Source organism: Bacillus thuringiensis, assembly GCF_022095615.2.
Taxonomy (GTDB): domain Bacteria; phylum Bacillota; class Bacilli; order Bacillales; family Bacillaceae_G; genus Bacillus_A; species Bacillus_A cereus_AG.
In genome coordinates this window covers 204,536-227,017 of sequence record NZ_CP155560.1, presented here as the reverse complement: position 1 = coordinate 227,017, position 22,482 = coordinate 204,536, and the positions used below count along the sequence as shown (strand labels likewise).

Sequence of the window (22,482 nt, the reverse complement as noted above, 5' to 3'; positions counted from 1 at the left end):
CTAGTGGTTAAGTTGAAAAATTAAATGTATTACAAATAGTATTTCTCATTAAGTAGGAATAAAAGACAGAAGTAAAAGGTGAAATATAAAATACCAATTAAGATGAAATTTTAATTGTGTATTTTTTATACAATAAAATTGAATTTTAACAGGAATATATTTAATGTTTAAATCTAAAGGGAAAAGAATAAGAGTTCAGCAATGTAAAATTGCTAAATTCTTATTCTTTATTTTTTCCTATACTTCCTAAACTATCTTTAATAGTTGTTTCTCCAAGTTGATTGTTTAACAAAGCTGTATCTTGTTACATCACTTGTAACGAGTCCTTTTCTTCCATATATAATTTACTTGCTAATGTATGTCTTAATTTATGAGGAGACATTCTTTTTCCATATCCTTTTCAAGATTATTTAATGCAATTGGAATAGTCCAAAATGAATCTTCTTTACTTAATTTTCTTATTACATCAGTTTGTCTTTCTTTTAAGTTTATATCTTCCATACGAAGATTAGCCAATCTAATTTTTAAAAGCATTTAATTAAGTTAAAGTATCACTATTATTTTTTCTTTTAATTAAAGTTTTTTATAGACTTGATAGATATATGTTATAATATTTATCTATTAATCTATATTAATTAAATGTTAAGGAGAGAGGTATGGACAAATTAAGAAAAAGTATATCTATTTTTATTTGTACACTATTGTTAGTTTCAACCTTAGAAATGAATGCCATGATTCCTAAGGTTGCAGCTGCAAAGCTAGAATTTTGCGATGTGCCCAAAAATCATTGGGCAGAAAAAGCAATTTATGAGTTAGTAGATAAAAATATTACAGTAGGGATAGGGGGTGGAAAGTATGGAATAGAAAACCCAGTCACACGTGGACAATTCGCAACATTTATTTCTTTAGCATTAGATTTACCTGATGGCGATTCTAGTTTCCCAGATGTACCAAAGGAACACATGTTTTATAAAGGGATTAGTAAAATAGTACAGGTAGGTATCGCTAAAGGCTCAACTGATGGTAATTTTTATCCTGAAGATAACATCACACGCCAAGATATATCTGTTATGTTAAGTAAAGCATTAGAGTTAAAAGGGCTTACAAATAAAAAAGATCTTTTATTTATAGACAAAGATCAAATTTCAGACTATGCATTGGAAAGTATAAAGAATGTCGTGGCATATGATATAGCAAGAGGCGTTGGTGATAATAAATTCGCTCCAAAAGATAAATCTACAAGGGCTATGGCGGCTACATTAATTTATAATTTAATAAACGTTTTAAAGATAGATTCAAATAGTAGTGAGGTTGAAAAAGGAACTAACCAAAATAAGAAACCTGATAATGGAACTAATGAGAACGATAAAACAAACATGAATAAAAAGGATACTGATGGTGATGGTTTACCAGATATCTATGAAATTAATAATTCACATACAGATCCAAATAAAAAAGATACCGACGGTAATGGGATATTCGACGGCCTAGAGGATTTAGATAATGATGGGTTGTCAAACATCGCAGAATTCAAATTGAAAACAGATCCATTAAAGGCGGATACTGATGGTGATGGATTATTAGATGGTACCGAATTAATGTTAACACATACAAATCCACTATTGCAAGATAGCGATAAAAATGGGGTTATGGACGGAAATGAAGATCCGGATAAGGATGGGTTAAGCAATATACATGAACAAGAAATCAAAACAGATCCATTAAGGGCCGATACTGACGGGGATAATTTATTAGATGGTCAAGAATTAGAAAAGAAAACAAATCCATTAAAGAAGGACAGTGATGATGATGGCTTAGATGATGATAGCGAATTTAAGTTTTCTTGTGATCCTAATAATCCTGATACGAATGGAAATGGTGTTTTAGACGGACAGGAGCTATTTAATCAAACTGTAAAAAATCCTGATTTAGGAGTTTCCGTTAATTTTTCAGTAACAGGTGATGCAGAAAAATCAACTGTCATCTCTGAAGGTACAGACTTAACAAATATTATAGGTTCTACAGGAATTATAGGAAAATCCTTATCATTTAGTACTACTTCAACATTCCCTGAGGCAAAAGTTTCAATTGATTTAAGTAACTACGATTTGGGTTCTACATCATTAGAAAATGTTCGCCTATTTTACTATAATCCTGCTACTCAAACCGTTGAACCAGTAGCCATACAAACAATGGGTAAAGATAACGTTTTAACAGCAACATTACAACATTTTTCTACTTATGTGTTAGGTGATATTTCTAAATGGAATCAAATGTGGCAAGATGGCTTAAAACCAGGAGCGCTCTCATACGTAGGAGAAACAGAAAAAAAGCCAGTCTCAATTGCATTTGTTATTGATAGTTCAGGTAGTATGGGGATTGGATGGAACAATGATTATAATAAAGATATAAATCGTAATCGTGTAAAAGGAACAATAGAATTAATCAATATTTTAACAAATAAGGATTATGCGTCTGTTATTGATTTTGACAATCGTTCAATTGTCTTACAAGATTTTGTAAATGGAACTGACGAAAATAAGAAAAAACTTAAAGACGCTGCAGATGCAATAGATGCTTCTGGTGGAACATCTATTTATTCTGGAATAGATCAAGCTTTAGATTTATTTGAAAACCATAAGCAGAACTTGTCTGGTACAACTAAGCAAATTATTTTACTTACAGACGGAGAGGACGACTATCCGCGAGATTATAGTCCAGAAATTGAAAGAGCAAAACAAATGGGAGTTAAAATTCATACTATCGGTCTTGGAGACTCCTTTGCTGAAGAGTTATTAAAAAACTTATCCACTAATACTGGTGGAGACTTCTTTATTTCTAAAGATTCCCATGCTTTAGTAGAAACTATGTTTAATGCTGGTCAATCTTCAGGAGTATATAAGGATTCGGATAAAGATGGCTTACCAGATTGGGTAGAAGAAAAGGGTGCCTATTATGTTAAGGACACATTTGATATCGTATATAAAACCGATCCTAACAATCCTGATACTGATGGTGATGGCTTATTAGATGGCGAAGAAATTGGGAATTGGTATTATAATCCTAAAGACAAAGACAAAATTTATATTACTAGAAATATGACGTCCCAAGAAAGTTATAAACCAAATACATCTAATCCATCTAAAAAGGACAGTGATAATGATGGTGATAATGATAAAATAGACGATAAACCATTTGTAGCATTTAGACCACCAGTAGTATTGTTACATGGTATTTTGTCTAGTACAGAATTCGGATGGGGAGCCGAAGTGAATAAAATCGACAATAACCAAAGCATTTGGAGATTATTTAATTCTAGAGACTATAGAGCTGACATAGAAGAAAATATCCCTTCTAGAAATACTTATTCAGGAAAAACATATGCAAAAGGTGATTCATCTGAATACAGTAACATTGACCTAAATTATATTAAAAATACCAAGCGGGGAGAACTAGCAAGGTTCTTAGAAGAAAAAACAGGATTTGAAAAAAATAAGACTCTTTTTGCTTTTAATTGGGAGGCGAACGGGCACATCAATGTTGCAGGAAAACAGTTTGCAGGATATTTATCTAATCTTAGTGGCCATTTGAAAGATATTCCAGATGTTGATTTTACAAAGAACGGACAACCATATTATACTTTAGTTGGTCACAGTGCAGGTGGATTAGTTTCAAGATATTATATTGAAAATATTATGGATAATAGTAACCCTCAAATAGAAAAATTAATTACAGTAGGTACACCTCATTGGGGTTCAAATGCGTTTACAAATCCAGGTCCATGTGGGACTGTAATGGAAGATTTAGATAGAGACGATAGTTATTTATTTTATGAAAACGACCCTAATTGGATTTCATTCTGTCCTAAACCTAAGAATGATCAACTTAGTCTAAATAATAAAAATGTAAAATATTTTGCTCTAGGAGGAATAAAAACAGATCATTATTATGATGGAAACACTATAGAAATGGATATACCTAGTAAAATTACTTCTTCTCCTGTTGATTTATTTAAATATTTTCAAAAAGAATTTAAGAATAATACAAATTCTTTCTTCCCTGATTTATTGAACGATGAATTAGGCATAGAGAATGAGGGAGGACCTTTTGGGGATACTTATGTCACTGGCGGAAGTTCTTTAGGAATCCCCTCCACTATTCAAAAGGAACAAGAGACTAGAATTAATACTATACCATTAGAAAAAAGAACACTTTTTTATGGAAAGGCAGATGAGGTAGAACATACAAAAATTAATCATAATGAAAGAACCTACAAATGGATCTCTAATAACTTAATTAAATGATTTTCAAACTAATAATGTAATATACCAAACTTATAGTATCTATTCTAATTTTTGTTAATAAATTAATATAAAAAATAATTCTTTTGTTCATATTAATTTATGAATAGAAACTTAAACTGGAACGTCTTACACATCCAACAAAGGAAGTTAATAGTAATGATTTACAAATTAATTAGATTTTTTTTAACAACACTCCTAGGTGGTGTTACTGGAATATTAGGGATTTTCAACATAGCTGCACCAGCTACAGGTGATTCTTTAATATTTATCATTTCAATATTATTGTGGATTTGTCTATCAATATTTTACTTTATCTATTTATTTTTTATGTATAAAAAAGAGAATCAGGATCCAATAGCTATTATTTTAACGAAAGTGCTTATGCATGTTTGCTTATTTTTTGTATCTGTAATAGTGACACCTACATTGATACTACTTTTAGGCAACTAGTGATTTTATTTTAAAAGGAGCTTTGTTACTTAATTGTTATAGTTTTAGAGGTTATCCAATAAATATAAAAACAAAACATTTTAGTAAAAAAAGAGGGCTGTTATTTCGCCCTCTTTTTATTGTTTATTTTCCCCAATTCTTCCTAAGCTATCTTTAATGGTTGTTTCCCCAAGCTGAGTATATAACAAAGCTGTATCTTGACTGGTATGCCCAAGTTGTTGCATCACTTGTAACGAGTCTTTTTCTTCCATATATAATTTATTTGCCAATGTATGTCTTAATTTATGAGGAGACATTTTTTTGCCAAAGGCTTTAGTATATTTTTCTACTATATCTTGGATAGCCCTAACAGAAAGAGGCTGTGCAGTATGTTTATACTTCGATAAGAATACATTTTGTAATTCTTTCCCTGGAGCATATTTTTTATCTCTAATCTCCATATATTTTTCAAGATCATTTAATGCAATTGGGGTAATCCAAACGGAATCTTCTTTGTTTCCTTTTCGGATTACATCAATTAGTCTTTCCTTTAAGTTTATATCTTCCATGCGGAGATCGGCCAATTCACTTACACGAATACCACTACCAAGAAAGAGAGAGAGGATAGCTACATCACGCTCCTTATCTCTTAAGAAATAGAATAACTGATGTTTTGTTAAAGATTTTTCATGTTCGTACTTAACATAATTCAGAAATTCTTGATCATCATCATTATGGAATATTTTAGATCTCATACGTTTTGCACGAGCATTTAATGTTTCTTTATCTTTATGTATTTCAATTTTAGCCATTACATTTCTATAAAAATAGCATTCTCCATCTTCATTCTCTGATAGGGCGGTGAGGTACTTAAATAAAGACTTTAAGGCCGAAATTTTTCTGTTAACAGAGGAATTCTGCATGTTTTGTTGTAGTTTTAGAAACCTCATAAAGTTCTCAACATCTTTTTTCTTTAAATTCTCCAAATCAGAGAAGGATATGTCTTTAATGGGCTTAAATTCAATAATTTGTTCAGATAATAGCCAATTAAAGAAGACTCTAAAATCATATACATAATTCAGTAGGGTGGAGGGAGAGGCATCATGCAATTCTTTGTACTCCACAAATTCTTCTATATAAAAGGGCATTTCATTTAAATTCTCGTATAATTTCTTACGATGTACGGATTTTTGACGTTGTTTACTGTAATCCATAAAAATCACCTCATATATACTATAACAGAAAAGGTACGCGAACACAAGTTCGCGTTAAATTCAATTTTTACACAAACTTATTTACATAATTAAATTATGAGATGCTAATATAAAATCAATAGTGAAAGGAATAATGTATTTACTCAAATAAAAATTATAGATAATTAAGTGAGAAATTCGTATTTAACCATAAAAAATGGTGGAAAAACTACATATAAATGTATTTAAAATAAAACAATTTTTATATATAAATTCATGCAAAAAAATCAATATATGAAAACAGTTTAAAATTTGTTATCTAACATGTATTAGTTAATTTAATCATGATTTTGAGGAATTAATTAGATAAACATAAGAAAAAATCCTATATATTAAAAGGTAATTTACTATGAAATTTTTCAATGAATAGTTCAGTATTTAATAATTTCTATATAAAATATGAATTATATAGCCACATGCCAATATACTAAGATTAATGTAATTGAGCTTGAAATCCCTAAATACGGTATTAGATTTTTATTTAACTATCTTATTGTTCGTAAAATTGGTATTTCGTGCGAAGTTTGTGTTTTTTTATCCGCTTAATCCTATTGAGACGTATTTTAACAACTTCAGATAAAAAACAAATATGAGTTAGAATTTAAAAATTAACTCCTTCCCTCTTACGCTTAAGTCAATAAACAAGATTAAATACTATAAAAAACTTGTAATTCAATTCATTGTTTCAAATGAATTTGTATCTTCCTTATATAAAATTTCATTTGAAAGTTATATACATTTTTCTTCTTCTGTAACATCGATCTAATAACAATGGTTATAACTTCTTTTTATATAAGCTAGAAACAATATTTCCAATCTTCTTTACTCAAGAATATGAAGTAAATCACTATAATCTAATGCATAATATTTAATCATCTCATTATTATTTTTTATAGTGAGTGGTTTGACACAAGTTATGTGAAAATCTCTTCAATTACTTCATAACAATTAATTATCCAAATATAGCGACACCAAATCCATAGCACCTATAAATTCAATCTTATAACGTTTATTTCTTCAACATTACATGTCTGTTACTTAATAAAGTTCTTAGATTGCTTAATTGAAAAATAGACCCTTAGGTAGACAGATTTATATTTTTTAACTGTCTATCTAAGGGTCTATTTATCTTTTTTATAAAGGTTTTTTATTTTAAATTACAACAATTTTTCTTATTACTATCTTCGTATTTCCTTCTAATTATATAAATAATTGGAGAACCTATGATTGTAGGAAGTAACCAGAAAATTAGAGGATTATAATTATTTAATACGGGTAATCTATTTACATTTACTACAAGAACCGCAGTTAGAATAGCAATATATGAACCGAGTATGCTCCCTATATGTATAGCAAGCCAATTTTTACATTTAAACTTTCCAGCTAAATAACCTATTAGAGCTAAAGAATATGAAATAAACCCAATATAGAGTAAATGCGAACTGCTTTCCCAATGTATTATTGCCATACCTATTGTAGTTATTAAAACAATTATAAAGCTAAAATGATAAATTTCTCCTAATTTTTTATGTAGTCTCATTTTCTTTGGCGTGAGCATTGCTGCAAGTCCAGCTATAAGACAAATAACTCCTACAAGAATATGTATAAAAAGAATCATTCTAAACATTTAACGTTTTTACTCTCCTTTTTATTTAGAAATTAAGAGGATTAATCTTTATCCATGTATTGCTTAATTTTTCTCTCTTCCCAATTCTGAGTATTAAAGTAGTAAAAAAATACTACATAGAGTAAATGTACTAATATACCTATACCCCAACCAAAAATAGATTTAGTTACCCATAAATTGCTGGGAGATTTAATTAAATTTGCGATTATTAAGAAAATATTCACTGATATATATATAAATAAATGGGTGTAGAAACCTTTTAATCGCTTCATTTTTCTAATTGCATTTTGATGTCTTGCACTTTTTTCATTCTCCAAGATCAGTACCTTCCTTAATTCTATTAATTTTTAACTTCTTATTTTTTCTGTAAAATATTGAAATCAATATACTTATAAATATATACGGTAGAGCATGACTAAAAACTGTAGAAAATACGCTAGAAAATTCATCCCTTGTATAAGAGATTACGTTGTCGGTATAATTTTTAAGTTCTCGATTAATGATTAAAATTTCTTGATCAACTTGTTTTGTAACTTGATCTGTAATTTGTTTTTTCACTTTTTCTTGTGCAGCTGAAGGATAATGAGATAAAGAATTTTCAACATTTTTATCAATTAAATCTTGTCTCTCCGATACAGAAACTTTAGGTTGTTCAATTACTTTTCCAATAGTTGATTCACTACTTATTCTCACCTTAGTATTTTCTATAATTTCTAACCGTTTTTCCGGTGAAACATTAATATCTTGGGTTTGTTCTTTAGCATATGAAATTACATTTTGTTTTTTTGATTCAACCTCATGTGTAATAGAAGAGACAAATATAGCTACTGCTAAAACTACTCCAATTTGACGTAACATTGTAAATACGCTCTGTGAAGCGGTTAGCATTTCCCCCTCAAAAGAAGAAACACTTGCCATAGTTGCAGGAGAAATAATAAAACTAAATCCTACTCCAAGTGTTATACCGATTACTATTATTTCTGATACTGTACTAGAAGTGTTCAGGTGCGCTAACTGGAAATACGAAGTTGCTACAGCTAGATAACCAATGATAATGGGAATTACATAACCAATTTTCTTTACTAAGAATCCCACAAAATTCACTACAATAAAAATTGTCACTGAAATAGGAGTTATTAAAAGTGCTGCTTGTAATTCCGTTTTCTCTTGAAAGTTTGTTAAAAATTGAGGTAATAATACCATAACTCCAACTAAAAATAAGTATCCAGTTGATACTGCTAAAGTAGCCCCAACATATAAACGGTCTTTAAAAAGATTGAGGTTCACCATTGGATTTTGGCTATTTTTTTCCACTATAATAAACGTTATCAAAGTAAAAACAAATATGAGGAAACAAAGTAACGATACAAAACTTGTCCATCCCCATGCGTTCCCCTTAATTAATACTAAATTTAAGCTGAAAATTCCAATCGCAGATAAAATGAGTCCGGCCCAATCTAGTTTTGCTTGCACACGAATATCTTTTTTGAATGGAAGGATTATGAAAGCAATGACTAATGTTACCATGCAAATAGGTATATTTACAAAAAAGACCCAATTCCATCCAAGATTTTGAGCGATTAGTCCACCTATGCTAGGGCCAAGCGCTGTTGAAAGTCCTTGTGTAGCTCCTAATAAACTTAATGAAATATGCCTTTTGTTAAGTGGTAGTGATTCTATACCAATAATAGTAGCTACCGGTACTAAAATAGCTGCACCTATACTTTGACAAAAACGAGCAAAAATTAACATATCGCCACTTTCAGAAAATCCACAAAGAGCTGATCCACCTGCGAAAATAATGAGACCTATAATGAAAAATTTCATTTTCCCATAAATTTCAGCTAATCTCCCCATAGGAATTGATAAAACAGCAATTGTCATTGTATATGTATTTAACATCCAAGAACTAGTTTCTAATGTTGTATTTAAATCTTTCTGGATAGCTGGTAGCGCAATGTTCATTATAGTGGTATCTAATAAGCAAATAAAAATCCCTAAACACATTAGTAATAGAATAGGGAAACTGCTTATGTTTGATTTATCGTCCATATCTTCACCAACTTTCTTTTTTATAGAATATTAAAAAGTATTACTTTTATGTAGACAAGCACCAGAGTAATTAGGTATGTGAGTTAAACTTATAACTGCATGTTTAATTTCATACGTCTGATACCAGAGAGTTGGTGCTCCTCTGGTATCCCGCTGAATAAAAATATCATTTAGGTTCGTTTTAGGGTGAATTTTATTATAAGCTAACTTTACTGCAAGACATGCCCCAATACGTTCTATAAATCTACCATTTGATTTTGCATATTGTATATCGTTTTTATGTAGAAACTTTAATAAGGAAGTAGTATTATTATCCCACATATACTCTACTTTTTTATTATTTAGAATAATTAGTTGCAATTCCTCTGTTTGCTCGTAATAAAAAACTAAATTATCCCATAAATTTTGCATATCAGCTTTCATATTTCCCTACCACAATGCTAGTATAAGTGCCACCGAAGTTTGCAGAATTAAAGATAAAATTATTTGCAGATTTTAGTTTTTGATTTTCTGTTGCAAAATTCAACTTATAAATAGGTTTTTTTACCTTTAACCCTGGAATTTTATGATTATTAAATGCTTGTAGAGCAGCTACAATATGAATTGGAGTCATTCCACTTAGATTATATCCATTTTTATTACTTAAAGTAGTTACTGGGATCTTGGTTCCACCAAAGTGACGAATAGCATTCACTTCTGTAAGATCCATAGAACGTAATCCTCGAGCATCAGAGAAAATTGCATCAATATCATCAACAGAAAGACTACTTTCTTTTAATGCATCATTCATTGCAAAAGAATATGCCTTACCATTTGGGTTATTTCCAGCAATTCTATATGCATCGGACGAAATACCATACCCTTTAATTTGTCCATAAACATCTGCTTTTCGTTCTTTGGCATGTTTTTCTGATTCTAAGAAAATAGCTGTACTTCCACAAGATAAGGCCATTCCATCACCTTCTCTCTCAAATGGATAAGGAGAATTTCCTAAAATACCAAGTCTATCGTAACCAGCATGTATTGTTTCAGTATACTCGTCTGCTACAACTACTAAGGCAGCATCAATTAATCCTTGGTTTATCATATGGTATGCATATGCAATTGATTGACTCCCCGCAACATTTCCCGTACAAATAGTGGTAGATGGACCTTTAATTTGAAAAGCTGAACAAATATGACCGGCCGCTGCATTCATTACTGTATTAGGAAATTGGCTAGGGTTAACTTTCTTCACGCCATCTACTACAATAGTTCGATGTATATCTTCAACAGTTTGAATTGGACCTGAAGATGTACCATAAATCACTGCAATTTTATCACTATTATCACGGTTTATTTTAATTCCTGAATCATTAAGTGCCATTTTAGAGCTAGCTAAAGACAATTTCCCCAATAAGTCTAAGCGTCTAATTAGAGAAGGATTAATATATTTTAAATATTTCTTTTCAGGAACTAATGCCCCCATCTTTCCAATATATTGTTCTTTTTCAAAGTTGATGGTGTCTATAGCACTAGTGCCTTTTTCAATTGATTCCCAAAGTTCATCTTTACCGATACCAAGAGGTTGTACGCAGCCAATACCAGTAATTAAAACTTTTTGTTTAAACTCTGGTAGTACATTAGTCTGTTTGTGCTTTTCCTCATATTTCTTAAAAATTAGCGATGCATTATTTCCTCCAAAAGCAAATGAATTAGATAGTACTGTATTAATAGGCATCGATCTGCTAATGTTAGGGATGAAATCCATATTATATGGATTTTTAGCAAAACTAATTGTTGGAGGAGCAATTTGATTCATTAAAGAAAGGACGCATGTAATTCCCTCAACGGCACCCGCAGCACCTAAAGTATGCCCTATCATTGATTTAGTACTACTTACTGGCACGTTTTTATCTGTATTTGAAAAGAGATTTTTTAGTGCTGTTGTTTCTGCCGAGTCATTGGCTCTAGTACCTGTTCCATGTCCATTTACATAATCTATATCTTGAGGTGTTATATTAGAACGCTCTAATGCCATTTGCATAGATTTAAATGCACCAGCCCCACCAGGATTTGGTGCAGTAGGATGATATGCATCACTTGTTAAGCCAAATCCCGTTACTAATGAAAGTATTTTCGCCCCTCTTTCTATAGCACGATCAAGTCTTTCGAGAATTAGAATACCGGCCCCTTCAGCGAGTGTGATTCCTTTACTCTGTGAATAAGGGGAACAAGGTTCGTCAGATAAAGCTTTTAAACTATTAAAACCAGCTAGTGATAACATTGATAAAGGATCTGCTCCCCCAACAACTAACATATCAGCCTTACCACTTTTAATTAATTCAATCCCATACCCTATTGCGTTGCTTCCTGCAGAACAAGCTGTAGAAATAGCAACTTTAGGTCCCATTAGATTAAATCGCATACTTAAGAAATCTGCTGCAGTATGAAGAGGGTATGATAATAAAAGATTGGGGTCTGTATGTTCATAGCCCGTTCTTATCCATTGCTTATGAAACTTTTCACCGTTAGGAATCCCACCTAGAGATGTACCCAAGATGACACCTTGTTTAAAAGAATTATAAAAACCTGTAGGTATATTGGCTTGCTTCAGAGCTTCTGATGCAGCTAAAAAAGATAATTGTGTACATCTTTCCGTCTCTTCCATCTCTTTTTTTGTCATGAATTTTTCAGGAGAGAAGTTTTTTACTTCTCCCGCATAATTTGTTAATAATTCACTAGAATCCAGTTGAACCATTTCACTAATACCAGTTTTTCCTGATTGTACTTTATCCCAAAACTCATATTGATTGTTTCCTAATGCAGATAAAATACCTAATCCTGTTATTGCAATTTCCATAGTAATCCTCCTTAACCAATACGAATCGATAGACTCTTTGGATAAATCATTGGACTTGAAACTGTCTTAATAGTCATATCGTTATCTAATGTGAAAGTTAATCCCGAAGCTACATACATTTCATCTAAATAAGCTACACCAATATTTCTATTAAGTCCAGGTGAATAAAGTGTATGCTGAATATAACCCACCTTATTTCCATCAACTATTATATTTTGATTTTCAGATATCTTTGAATCTGATGTAAAACATACTAGTACCTGAGATAAGCCTGAAGTTAAACCTTCTAAATTTTTATCTTTCCCAATGAATTCCTTATTAAAATCAAGCAACCAATTCACACCTGATTCTACTATTAATTTACTGGAAGTTGCCTCTTTAGACAAATCTGGAAAGCGAACTTCTAATCTACAAACATCTAAAGCATCTAAACCGATTTGTCTAATATTGATTTCAGATAGATCATATGCAAATAATGCCTTCCAAAAAAGATTTATTCCTGCTTCAGGCCCAAAAACTTTATATCCATATTCTGCTGTATATCCTAATCGAGCGATATACAGGTTGTGTCCCTCAAAGTTAAATGGTGCAAAGTTTTTATATGGAAGAATCTCGATAGGAAAAGGTAATAAAGATTGCGTGACTTCCCACGATTTTGGTCCTTCTAGCTGAATCATATGAAGCTTTCCAGCTAAATTTTCTATTACTACACCATCTTTTAAACGTGACTGTAAATAATCTTGAGCTTTTTCTGAAAGACTTGGTTCTATTTCCAGTATATAGCCATTTTCCATAACATAAACAGTTAAATCTGCCACTAAGTGTCCATCTTCATCTAACATTAAACAATTGACAGTTTGTTCCTCAGTTAAATAGTCTAAGTCTTTAGTAATTATTTCTTGTAAAAAAGAAGCAGCAGCATCACCACTTACTTTTAAAAATGTGTTAAACGAAAAGTCTAAAACTGCCACCTCTTCCCTAATAGCTTTGTATTCTTCCTCCAAGCCATAAAAAAAACAAGGAACGTTTTGATTACCAACTATTTTAGTTATCGCCTCTACTGATTCATTTGCAGGAGATTTTCTATACGTCATTTTTATTCATCCTTTTTTTTAAAATTTTACACCTTTTCAGACACACTAATTGAACCTTCTACTACAATTTTTCCGTTTACTTCCGCCCAGACTTTCACTTGACTTAGTGCACCCATTTTTCCAACTACCTTTGCACGTAAGATTAGCTGATCACCTGGTATAACTTTATTTTTAAATTTTATATTCTTAACGGCTGCTAAATATCCTACTCGATCAGCATAATTAGTATCATTTAAAATATCGTTTGATTCTAATTCCACGATAGCTTTTGATACATAAATTACTGCAATTAATTGTGCCATTGCCTCAATTATAAGAACACCTGGCATAATTGCTTCTCCTGGAAAATGTCCTTGAAAGAATGGTTCATTTGCTGTGACATTTTTAATTGCTTCACCCTCAACTCCTGGGTTCAGTTTATTGACTCGATCTATTAATAAAAATGGATAGCGGTGAGGTATCATATTTTTTATTTGATCGAGCTCTAAAGGTAATTTTAATAATTTCTTATCTAATAGATCATTCATAGATTTTCATTCCTTTGTGAATTAATAAAATCAGCGATTTTATTAATTGAACCCAGAACTTCCATATTATCGTCTGTTAGCATCACATCAAAAACTTCTTGTAGAGCAATTGAGATTTCAAGAGTATCGATAGAATCCAACTCTAGTCCTCTACCAAATAAAGGTTGATTATCAGCAATCCATTCTGGTTCAATATTTAAAGAAAGTCTTTCGACAATTTCTGTCTTTATTTGTTGGCAAAGTTGTTTACGTTCATTAACTTGTTCTAATAAATCATCTTGAGTTATTGTTGACATTTTATTTTCCCCTTTAATGTTTTTTAAGTAGTTAATCCGCCATCAACCACTATGCATTGACCCGTTATGTAGCTTGCTTTAGATGAAGCTAAAAAACCGATTGTTTCTGCGACTTCATCCGCTTCACCTATTCGCCCTAATGGAATATGTTGAATATATGAATCTAAAGTATTCTGTGGCATATTGTTTGTCATACCAGTTTGTATAAATCCGGGTGCTATACAATTTACACGAATATTATAAGAAGCTAACTCTCGAGATAAAGTTTTTGTCATGGCAATAATTCCGCCTTTTGAAGCACTATAATTAGCTTGACCTGGTTGGCCTTTTAATCCACTAGTTGAAGAAACATTAATAATAACGCCCTGCTTTTTTGTGGCCATCATCTTGGAAGCTTCTCTTATACATAGGAAAGTACCTTTTAAATTAATATTTAGTACATCATCCCAGTTTTTATCTCCCATCATCATTAACCAACTATCTCTTGTAATACCCGCATTATTTACTAGAATATCTAGTTGCCCCCATTTATTCTTTATAGTTCTAAACATCTCTCTGACAGAGCTTACATTTGATACATCAGCACAAACAAAGAGTACTTGATCTTGTTTGTTAGACAGTATTTCTTTAAGTTCTTTAACGTAGTTTCCTTCTTTGGAATAATTGATTATCACCTTTGCACCTTCATTTAAAAAGTAAAGTGCAGTTGCTCTTCCAATTCCTTTACTTGCGCCTGTAACTAGGACAACTTTGTCTCTAAACACCTACTTCCACCTCCCTTTCTAGTTGCTTTTTAAATCTCAGTAAGTCACTCCTGTTCCCGATGTTTGTGACATTTAAATTTCTGTGGGATGATTTTATTAAACTAGATAAAACACGTCCCGGTCCGATCTCAAGGACTAAGTCTGGTTGGAAAGACTCAATTGTTTCCATGGATTTTTTCCATAAAACAGATGATATCATCTGTTTTTTTATTAAAGTAATAATACTCTCTTCACTCACCTCAGCTTCACCATTTACATTCATTACAATAGGCGCTGAAGGTTCATGGAATTTCGCAAGTTCTAAATAGTGAGAAAAACAACTATTAGCATCGTTCATTAATACACTATGAAAAGCTCCACTAACTTTTAAAGGGATGGTACGGGCCTTCAACTTATTTTCAATAACATTCTTGAACTTTGCTATTGATTCATTAGCCCCACTAATAACTAGTTGGTTCGCAGAATTGTAATTAGCAATTGTTATAGTATTATGTTGTTCTTTTATCTCTTCATGTAATAAAGAAATTATTTTTTGCTCAGGGCTTAACACAGCCAACATTCCACCACTATTCTTTTCACAAGCTACACTCATTAATTTCCCTCTAATTTTAACTAAATTGAAGCCTTCCTCGAAACTTAATGCGCCAGAGGCAACAAGGGCAGAAAACTCACCTAAACTATGTCCCCCGAACAAAATTGGTTTTAGGGAATATTTGCTTGATATAAGTTCAAACAAAGTAACGCTTATAACAAAAATATACGGTTGAGCTATTTCTGTTTTTTCAAATAATTTTATATTATTAGGATAAAAAAGTTCATCTAAAGTTAAATTAGCTAATTCTGCTACTTTTCTTAAACGTTCTGCAAACAACGGAAGAGAAAGAAGGTCTTTTCCCATACCAATAACTTGACTACCTTGCCCTGGAAAAACAACTGCTACTTTTTTATTCAATACTTTCAACTCCTTTCTATAAGATTAAATGAGTAACAATACAGTCCTTGAATTCTTTATACGATCCCATAATAGAATTAGTAGGTAGATCAACCCTTTCATACAAAGGGTCTCTTAGCGTAACTAAGAGTTCATTGTTGGGCAATATATCTACTTGAATGTCTTTAAAACAAAAACCCTTCGGTAGTTGTTTAATTATTTTGGCAACTGATTCTTTAGCGGAAAATAAAATTGCCCACTGATGTGAATCATATTGTTCTATCTCATCAGTAGTCAAGATACGAGAAATAAAAGGTTCTCCACTTCTTGATACGGCTAACTTAAATCTTTCAATATCAACTAAGTCAATCCCAACCCTAATCATTTGTAAATCTCGAAAACACTCAAAAACTTATCCTTTTTTTCCTGTGAAAATCTAACATATAATTTATGAGTTTTTTTATCTTGTAAAGCATGACGACTTGTTCCTTCAGCTATTAACAATTTTCCCTGTGATTTTAAAATCTGGTATTCAAACTGAAATGTAAAACCCAAAGTAGAAGACATTGCAGCTGAAGAGGGATGTTTCATTCGAGTTCGAATAATAAGTTCATCTCCATACTTAGCGGGCTGACGATATTTTGCAGTGGTTTCTAAAGTTATTACATCAAATTCATCTGTCAAGTATTCTAAATCTACCTTTTCAGCGACATATTCTCTTCCTAAATCAAAATAAAGAAAGTAATTCCCGTAATATACATGATTTTGAGAGTCCACTTCTGACCATCTTACTCTTACTTTTGTTTCAAGCCATTTCATAATCCTCTACCCTTTCTAATTTTTTATTATAGGGACCAACCACCATCTATTGAAATACAGGAACCCGTTATAAAAGAAGCCTTAGGTGACGCTAAATAGGCGACCAATTTTGCGACTTCTTCTGCTTTACCTGTTCTTCCAATAGGGGTTTGAGCTAATTTCATCACTAATTTTGAGGCACCAGGAATTTTCTTTGTATCCTGACAAAATGAACGCACAAAAGAAGTTTGAATAGGTCCTGGAGATATTGCATTAACTCTAATTTTTTTAGGTGCTAATTCCTTTGCTAGACATTTAGTTAATGTAACAAGAGCAGATTTCATTACCGTATAAATTGCTGACTTCTCTTCATAAGTTTCTCCGAGTACAGAGGAAATATTGATTATACTTGGATTCTTAGATTTAAGTAGAAAATTACTCGCTCTTTTACTAAACACTAACGCGGATTTAAGATTTATATGAAATCCAAAATCCCAGTCTTCTTCTGAAGTATCGAGAACCCCACCTAACTTCATAGCACCTACTCCATTAAACAAAAGGTCTAAATGTTTTTCCTGGGAAGAGAAGTAAGAAAAAAAACTACTAATATCTTTCTCATTTAAAACATCACATATAATGGGAATGATATTATTATCATTCCCATTATTTACAATTAACTTTTCGTTCTTATCTAATGCATAAACTCGATAACCTTGTAATACTAATTCGATAGCAGTTGCTCTTCCAATTCCTGATCCTGCACCAGTAACTATAGCGACCTCCATATTACACAATCACCTCCATAAATAAATTCAATAAATAACCAAGGGAAAAAATGTCATAGTTATTTTTTACCACTAAATAAATAAAAAATCAACTATTTTTCTATATATTTAGATTAAATGATTTATTGACCTTAAATTTAAAGATGCCTATTAGAAGTATATAGAAGACTTCGATTCAGCCAATAAATATTGATGTACTGTATGAAAATAGATAAAAAATTCTATTTTAAAAAAATTAATTTTGTTCAGCTAAATTTTCATTCTTAAAATAGAGTTTGCAATACTTTATATATTATTCACTGCAATAACACTATACTAAATACTAATTTTTAACATATACAATGCGTTAATATCCTTTTATATTAATGAACTGATTATATATACTAGAATAATGATTCTAAATAGGATGCGGGAAAACAAATGAAAAATTCCCTCTTAAGTTACGTCTGATTACTCTCAAGCCACCGTAGTTTCCTAGTCCTATTTTTATTAAAATAATTATTTTGTCAAATTTGATTATGCAATATTGCATAATTTCTACTTTCAAACTTTACACATGCGATAATTTATTTATAAAAATGGAAAATTACAGCAAGGATGATTTATATGAGCAAGTTCCGAAAGTAGATAATTAAACATTTACAAACCTTCTGGGGTTGCTTAGCATTCGGTGTATTTATGTTGGTTATCTACTTAATTTTTGATTTATCAGCTACACCTTTAAATTCATTAAGCTGAATACAATTTATTTACTCAAGTTATTATTCTTCTAACATATACAACCTTTACTACAAGGAAATCAGAATACAATTTTGGCAGATATATCGTGCTAGTAAACCTTTATAGCAAATATAAGAGCCCTCCCCATTCGGGACGGCTCCTATATTTGCTATAAATGAATTCAATTTTATGAAGTGAGTTTTGTATGATAAATCTCCATAATTTTTTAAAATATTTATTTGATATAGATTGAAGTTCACATCGTATTAAATGGAGCGTTAATAGATGTTTTTTTGTATTCAAATGTTCCTTGCTGATGCCCAGAAGCATCCCACTTATAATACCAACCAACGATTGGCTTTCCACCAATTATAGTAGAACCAATATTTTTCACATTAAAACCATTCATTTTCGCAAATAGATTTTGACCATATCCCATTTCCTTCGTAGTAATATATAAGTATTTTCCCCCGTGGTCACGTGTTGTGCTAAAACTGTTTGGATTAATAGTTTCTACTCCGTCCTGCTCAGACTCTACTTGTACGACATTTAGTGAAGTAAGTGGTGCTGCAGGTCCAGCAGAAGCTTCTGTTGCCATTCCTAAACCGACAAACGCAGTAATTGCCAAAGATGAAATAGGGTGTTTTTGTTATAAATTACTCATCATAATCCGTATCATCTACTGCAATAAAATCTTTCTTACATCCAGGACACATAGCTAAAAAATCTGGATGATGATCAACGTCATAAAATCGGAACTGTTTCCCTTCTCCGCAGTGAGTACATTCCCAATATCCTTGCATAAATAACCTCTTGTTGTTTCTGGTTTATCATTACCAACTGAATAAACTAGATACGGTTTGGCTGTCTCAGCATAATGCGGTTTATACATAAAAGGCGTTAATCCTGGCATTCCCATTCTCCCTTTCTCTCAAATAACGATTTTGTTCACTTTTATAGCTTACTATTCCTCATAGTTGTGTTTTTCTTCTAGGACTTTTATAAAGTTAAAGTGTCCATCGAGATAACAATTATTGATATAACCCCCAAAATATATTTCATTAACTTCGCTTAAAGTAAAATTTTCATTTTTTCATTCAACCAAGTTCATAACATATTCTTTTCCTCTAATAAAATAATGATTAGGTTCCCCACGCGCATTTTATCCACTGGAAATAATGCCTTTCACGCACTTAACTATTAGAAACTTCATTTCTTCTTCTTCTGCAATAGCAATTTTGTTCACTTTTTCGATACATTTATGAAACATTCATGTGTTATCTTCAGTAAGTCCTTTTAAAAACAGATAGATTTATTATGTAAAAGACCCTAGTCCCCTCTAGGGTTTTTTACGTTCAAATAACGCTTTTGTTTAATAAAAACCAATTAACTATAATTTGAAGAATCGGAAACATTTACTCAATGTTTTTTCTGAATACTCATGCTATTATTTATGTGCTGGTGTTCACCATCCCAAGAACTCAGTAATTTCATCCACAGACTCAACTCTCACCCTTTTGAGAGTTGAGTTTTTATTTATATGATTATCCCCATCCCCTCTGCATATTTGTACAAAATTCAAATTTTGTTTTAATCCAATATTTCAATTACATGTAAAAGTTACGTAAAGATTGCTACGATTCAATCCTTCCACCCTAGAAACGTTATATAATGAAATCGCAAACATTAGGTTTGTACCTTTCTGTACGACATAACTCTTTGCTAGGAGAAATCCTAGCCTTTTTTTATTTCGTGCCTGTTGATCCTAAATCACCAACGCCACACTCACTAATCGATAGCTCATCCACCTCGACAAAAAAAGCTGTTTCTACTGGCGCTATAACGCCTTGTGCTATTCGAGTTCCTCTTTCGATATCCCGATCATAGCGGTATACTCGTTCCTGAAGTCTTATTCTACTAATACCGTTTGATTGATCATTTTATAATGCTCGTCCAAGATAAAGAAGTTCATTGCCATTCCCCTTTCTTGATGCTGTACGCATCGGAATATCCAGGAATCCATTTTCTAGGTGGGGGATGCCATTGGATTACTGAATATTACGATAATATAGAGCTTGTCTTATTTAGCTTTTGACTCTTTTTTGAGCTCCAAAAGTGTATGGAATGTGTTCCTTTTAATCGTTTCTAACAATTGAAAGGCTTCATGTGGCGTATAATCTTCTTCCTCAACTAATCTTGCAAGACCAGTAATTATAAGTTGTTGACCAAAACTTTCTAAATTTAATTCATCCTTCTTCATTTGTTTATTCCCCTTTATCCTAGTTTCGGATTACGTTCATCAGATAAAATGAAATCCCCATCATGTGTTTCTAAAACGCTGTGTATGTCGGCTGAATAACCAAAAACACGTTAGATGCATTTTCATCTAGCGTGTTTTTTATTTCAGTTTATATACATAATTAACCAAATATCACATGGGATATTTTTATTTCTCTATACTCTTTGTAAGTGGTTCTTTAAATGCATTTCTATTCCATACAGCAAAAACAATAAGAGAAATAATAAAGAATACAACAAGACATATACCCAAATAATCAAAATTAACTACCTGAATGAGATTCCAAAACGGTCCCTGTAAATTATAGCTTTCAATAAGTAAAGATAATAGTTGATAACCCCCTATTAAAAAAGCCGTTATAACAGATATTAAGGTAATTAATACGTTATATGAATTTCTAATTCGACTATTTTCCATTGCCCACTTATAATTCGTATTCATGAATGTACTATCTAATGTATCCATCAACGACATTCCTGCAGCAAACAAAATCGGAAAAGCAAATATACTTACAAGCGGGATAGATTGACTTGTTGCAGTTACTGTAGAAAGAGCAATTAATCCGATTTCACTTGCTGTATCAAAGCCAAGACCAAATAAAAAACCGATTATATACAATTGCTTTTGACTATCAATAAACGTAAATAAGCGTTGCGTGAAACGGTATATAAATCCTAAGTTCTCTGGCTGCTTATCCTCTTTGCTTCGTAACACTTTAATAAGATACAACAGATTGGTAAGACCGATAATAATAAGAAATGTACTAGAAACAATTGTTCCGATAATACCGCCTATAGTAGAAAAACTCTCCATTCCATGTTTTGCTGTTTTTCCAATTAAAGCAATTAATACGATCATCACAAATACTACAGTAGAGTGTCCTAATGAGAAGTAAAACCCCACCCCCTGTGAGTTTTTACCTTTTTCAATTAATTTCCGAACAGTATTATCAATTGCGACAATATGATCACTATCAAACGCATGACGCAATCCTAAAGAATATGCAATAATAGCCATTCCAATTATGCTATTGCCTTTATACAGTGCAGGTAATAATAAGAGAATTCCAAGCACATGAAGAAATATAATAATAACAAAAAAATTAGTTGCTTTTTTCAGTTCACTTTTCCACATAGTTACTAACCCTTTCTACTTTAGATTGAATACTCTTGAAAAAGAAAAGTGCCATAATAAAAACTACAATCGTTATAATAGTCACTAAAATAATTAAAAAATCATTTAACATGCCTGTATGATTTGTAAGTGTTAACAGGGCTGGTATCGTTGCAGTAATCCAAGATTCAATGAAGCAAACAATCCCTACATAAATATGAATCTTCTTTTTCAACCCATCTTGCAAGAAAAATAAAAACCAAAGGAACGCCCAAAAGAACCAAATTATTGTACTTTGTAGACTTCCACTCTCATGTAATTGATTCGCTATTCCCATAACCGTTGCAATAATAGCAACCCAAAGAGAATAGTAACCTACACCTGAAGAATCAAGTTTTAATATATTCGTAAGACCAACATATAAATAAGTAAAACCAAATAAAAAAATAGTTCCATTAGATAGGATAGTCCACTCATCGGATTGACTTCCTGTAAATAATAAATATAATGGTGTCAAAGTTTGTAATGCCCCTACAAATAAATTAAAGTATCCTACACTTTTGCTATCAATGAGTTTAAAAGCTGCTAGTGAATTCATAAATAGAACTGCACCGACAAACAATAATCCCACATTAGTCATAGTATCCC

21 protein-coding genes and 2 pseudogenes are annotated in these 22,482 nt (G+C 31.5%); 2 read left to right on the top strand and 21 right to left on the bottom strand.

Translation table 11 applies throughout. The features are described 5' to 3' along the window. Nucleotides 1-220: 220 nt before the first annotated feature. A pseudogene (locus KZZ19_RS27940) lies at nucleotides 221-516 on the bottom strand (tyrosine recombinase XerS); the annotation flags it as partial. Between the two features lie 140 nt (nucleotides 517-656). Between KZZ19_RS27940 and KZZ19_RS27935 the strand changes: the two are divergent. After that, the gene (locus KZZ19_RS27935) at nucleotides 657-4,304 is read left to right on the top strand and encodes an S-layer homology domain-containing protein (protein ID WP_237982241.1); all 3,648 of its coding nucleotides are present in this window, start codon (nucleotides 657-659) and stop codon (nucleotides 4,302-4,304) included. Between the two features lie 156 nt (nucleotides 4,305-4,460). Further along, entirely contained in the window at nucleotides 4,461-4,754 is a 294-nt protein-coding gene (locus KZZ19_RS27930; RefSeq protein WP_226545882.1) for a hypothetical protein, read from the top strand. A gap of 116 nt (nucleotides 4,755-4,870) precedes the next feature. On the opposite strand, the gene xerS is transcribed toward KZZ19_RS27930, so the two are convergent. From xerS to KZZ19_RS27830, 20 genes and pseudogenes are all read right to left on the bottom strand, one after another. Continuing rightward, a complete protein-coding gene (xerS, locus tag KZZ19_RS27925; RefSeq protein ID WP_226545883.1) occupies nucleotides 4,871-5,947 on the bottom strand; it encodes a tyrosine recombinase XerS in 1,077 nt (358 codons plus the stop codon). Nucleotides 5,948-7,133: 1,186 nt separating this feature from the next. Continuing rightward, nucleotides 7,134-7,613, bottom strand: coding sequence for a DUF2306 domain-containing protein (locus KZZ19_RS27920; protein WP_098264770.1), 480 nt, complete (start codon nucleotides 7,611-7,613; stop codon nucleotides 7,134-7,136). 41 nt (nucleotides 7,614-7,654) lie between these two features. Continuing rightward, the gene (locus tag KZZ19_RS27915) at nucleotides 7,655-7,930 is read right to left on the bottom strand and encodes a 2TM domain-containing protein (RefSeq protein WP_237982242.1); all 276 of its coding nucleotides are present in this window, start codon (nucleotides 7,928-7,930) and stop codon (nucleotides 7,655-7,657) included. Continuing rightward, nucleotides 7,920-9,578 (bottom strand): MFS transporter, encoded by a 1,659-nt coding sequence (locus KZZ19_RS27910; RefSeq protein WP_237982243.1) that lies wholly within the window; start codon nucleotides 9,576-9,578, stop codon nucleotides 7,920-7,922. The genes KZZ19_RS27915 and KZZ19_RS27910 overlap by 11 nt, the downstream gene beginning before the upstream one ends. Nucleotides 9,579-9,695: 117 nt before the next feature. Beyond that, complete coding sequence (locus KZZ19_RS27905) at nucleotides 9,696-10,088, bottom strand: hypothetical protein (RefSeq protein WP_237982244.1); 393 nt, start codon at nucleotides 10,086-10,088, stop codon at nucleotides 9,696-9,698. Further along, entirely contained in the window at nucleotides 10,078-12,507 is a 2,430-nt protein-coding gene (locus KZZ19_RS27900) for a beta-ketoacyl-[acyl-carrier-protein] synthase family protein (RefSeq protein ID WP_237982245.1), read from the bottom strand. Before KZZ19_RS27900 ends, KZZ19_RS27905 begins: the two co-directional genes overlap by 11 nt. Nucleotides 12,508-12,518: 11 nt before the next feature. Beyond that, nucleotides 12,519-13,601 (bottom strand): glycine cleavage T C-terminal barrel domain-containing protein, encoded by a 1,083-nt coding sequence (locus KZZ19_RS27895; RefSeq protein WP_237982246.1) that lies wholly within the window; start codon nucleotides 13,599-13,601, stop codon nucleotides 12,519-12,521. 26 nt (nucleotides 13,602-13,627) lie between these two features. Next, the gene (fabZ, locus tag KZZ19_RS27890) at nucleotides 13,628-14,128 is read right to left on the bottom strand and encodes a 3-hydroxyacyl-ACP dehydratase FabZ (RefSeq protein WP_097841922.1); all 501 of its coding nucleotides are present in this window, start codon (nucleotides 14,126-14,128) and stop codon (nucleotides 13,628-13,630) included. Further along, the gene (locus tag KZZ19_RS27885) at nucleotides 14,125-14,424 is read right to left on the bottom strand and encodes an acyl carrier protein (protein ID WP_237982247.1); all 300 of its coding nucleotides are present in this window, start codon (nucleotides 14,422-14,424) and stop codon (nucleotides 14,125-14,127) included. The genes fabZ and KZZ19_RS27885 overlap by 4 nt, the downstream gene beginning before the upstream one ends. Before the next feature lie 23 nt (nucleotides 14,425-14,447). Next, complete coding sequence (gene fabG, locus KZZ19_RS27880) at nucleotides 14,448-15,188, bottom strand: 3-oxoacyl-[acyl-carrier-protein] reductase (protein WP_237982248.1); 741 nt, start codon at nucleotides 15,186-15,188, stop codon at nucleotides 14,448-14,450. Next, nucleotides 15,181-16,140: an ACP S-malonyltransferase gene (locus KZZ19_RS27875; RefSeq protein ID WP_237982249.1), complete on the bottom strand. Its 960-nt coding sequence runs from the start codon at nucleotides 16,138-16,140 to the stop codon at nucleotides 15,181-15,183. The genes fabG and KZZ19_RS27875 overlap by 8 nt, the downstream gene beginning before the upstream one ends. Nucleotides 16,141-16,156: 16 nt before the next feature. Beyond that, entirely contained in the window at nucleotides 16,157-16,504 is a 348-nt protein-coding gene (locus KZZ19_RS27870; RefSeq protein WP_237982250.1) for a holo-ACP synthase, read from the bottom strand. Further along, nucleotides 16,501-16,938: an acyl-CoA thioesterase gene (locus tag KZZ19_RS27865; protein ID WP_097841917.1), complete on the bottom strand. Its 438-nt coding sequence runs from the start codon at nucleotides 16,936-16,938 to the stop codon at nucleotides 16,501-16,503. Before KZZ19_RS27865 ends, KZZ19_RS27870 begins: the two co-directional genes overlap by 4 nt. 26 nt (nucleotides 16,939-16,964) lie before the next feature. Beyond that, nucleotides 16,965-17,702: an SDR family NAD(P)-dependent oxidoreductase gene (locus KZZ19_RS27860; protein WP_237982251.1), complete on the bottom strand. Its 738-nt coding sequence runs from the start codon at nucleotides 17,700-17,702 to the stop codon at nucleotides 16,965-16,967. Between the two features lie 976 nt (nucleotides 17,703-18,678). After that, the gene (locus tag KZZ19_RS27855) at nucleotides 18,679-19,059 is read right to left on the bottom strand and encodes a DUF4879 domain-containing protein (protein WP_237982267.1); all 381 of its coding nucleotides are present in this window, start codon (nucleotides 19,057-19,059) and stop codon (nucleotides 18,679-18,681) included. A gap of 19 nt (nucleotides 19,060-19,078) precedes the next feature. Further along, on the bottom strand, nucleotides 19,079-19,225 hold the full coding sequence (locus tag KZZ19_RS27850) for a phage terminase large subunit family protein (protein WP_237982252.1): 147 nt from the start codon (nucleotides 19,223-19,225) through the stop codon (nucleotides 19,079-19,081). Between the two features lie 942 nt (nucleotides 19,226-20,167). Next, a pseudogene (locus KZZ19_RS27845) lies at nucleotides 20,168-20,296 on the bottom strand (dUTP diphosphatase); the annotation flags it as partial. 206 nt (nucleotides 20,297-20,502) lie between these two features. Beyond that, nucleotides 20,503-20,682, bottom strand: a complete 180-nt coding sequence (locus tag KZZ19_RS27840) for a hypothetical protein (RefSeq protein WP_237982253.1) — start codon at nucleotides 20,680-20,682, stop codon at nucleotides 20,503-20,505. 186 nt (nucleotides 20,683-20,868) lie between these two features. Then, nucleotides 20,869-21,855 carry a HoxN/HupN/NixA family nickel/cobalt transporter gene (locus tag KZZ19_RS27835; protein ID WP_237982254.1) on the bottom strand — a complete coding sequence of 329 codons (987 nt, stop codon included), beginning with the start codon at nucleotides 21,853-21,855 and terminating at the stop codon, nucleotides 20,869-20,871. Then, the gene (locus KZZ19_RS27830; protein ID WP_237982255.1) at nucleotides 21,842-22,474 is read right to left on the bottom strand and encodes an AmiS/UreI family transporter; all 633 of its coding nucleotides are present in this window, start codon (nucleotides 22,472-22,474) and stop codon (nucleotides 21,842-21,844) included. Before KZZ19_RS27830 ends, KZZ19_RS27835 begins: the two co-directional genes overlap by 14 nt. Between the last annotated feature and the right edge of the window lie 8 nt (nucleotides 22,475-22,482).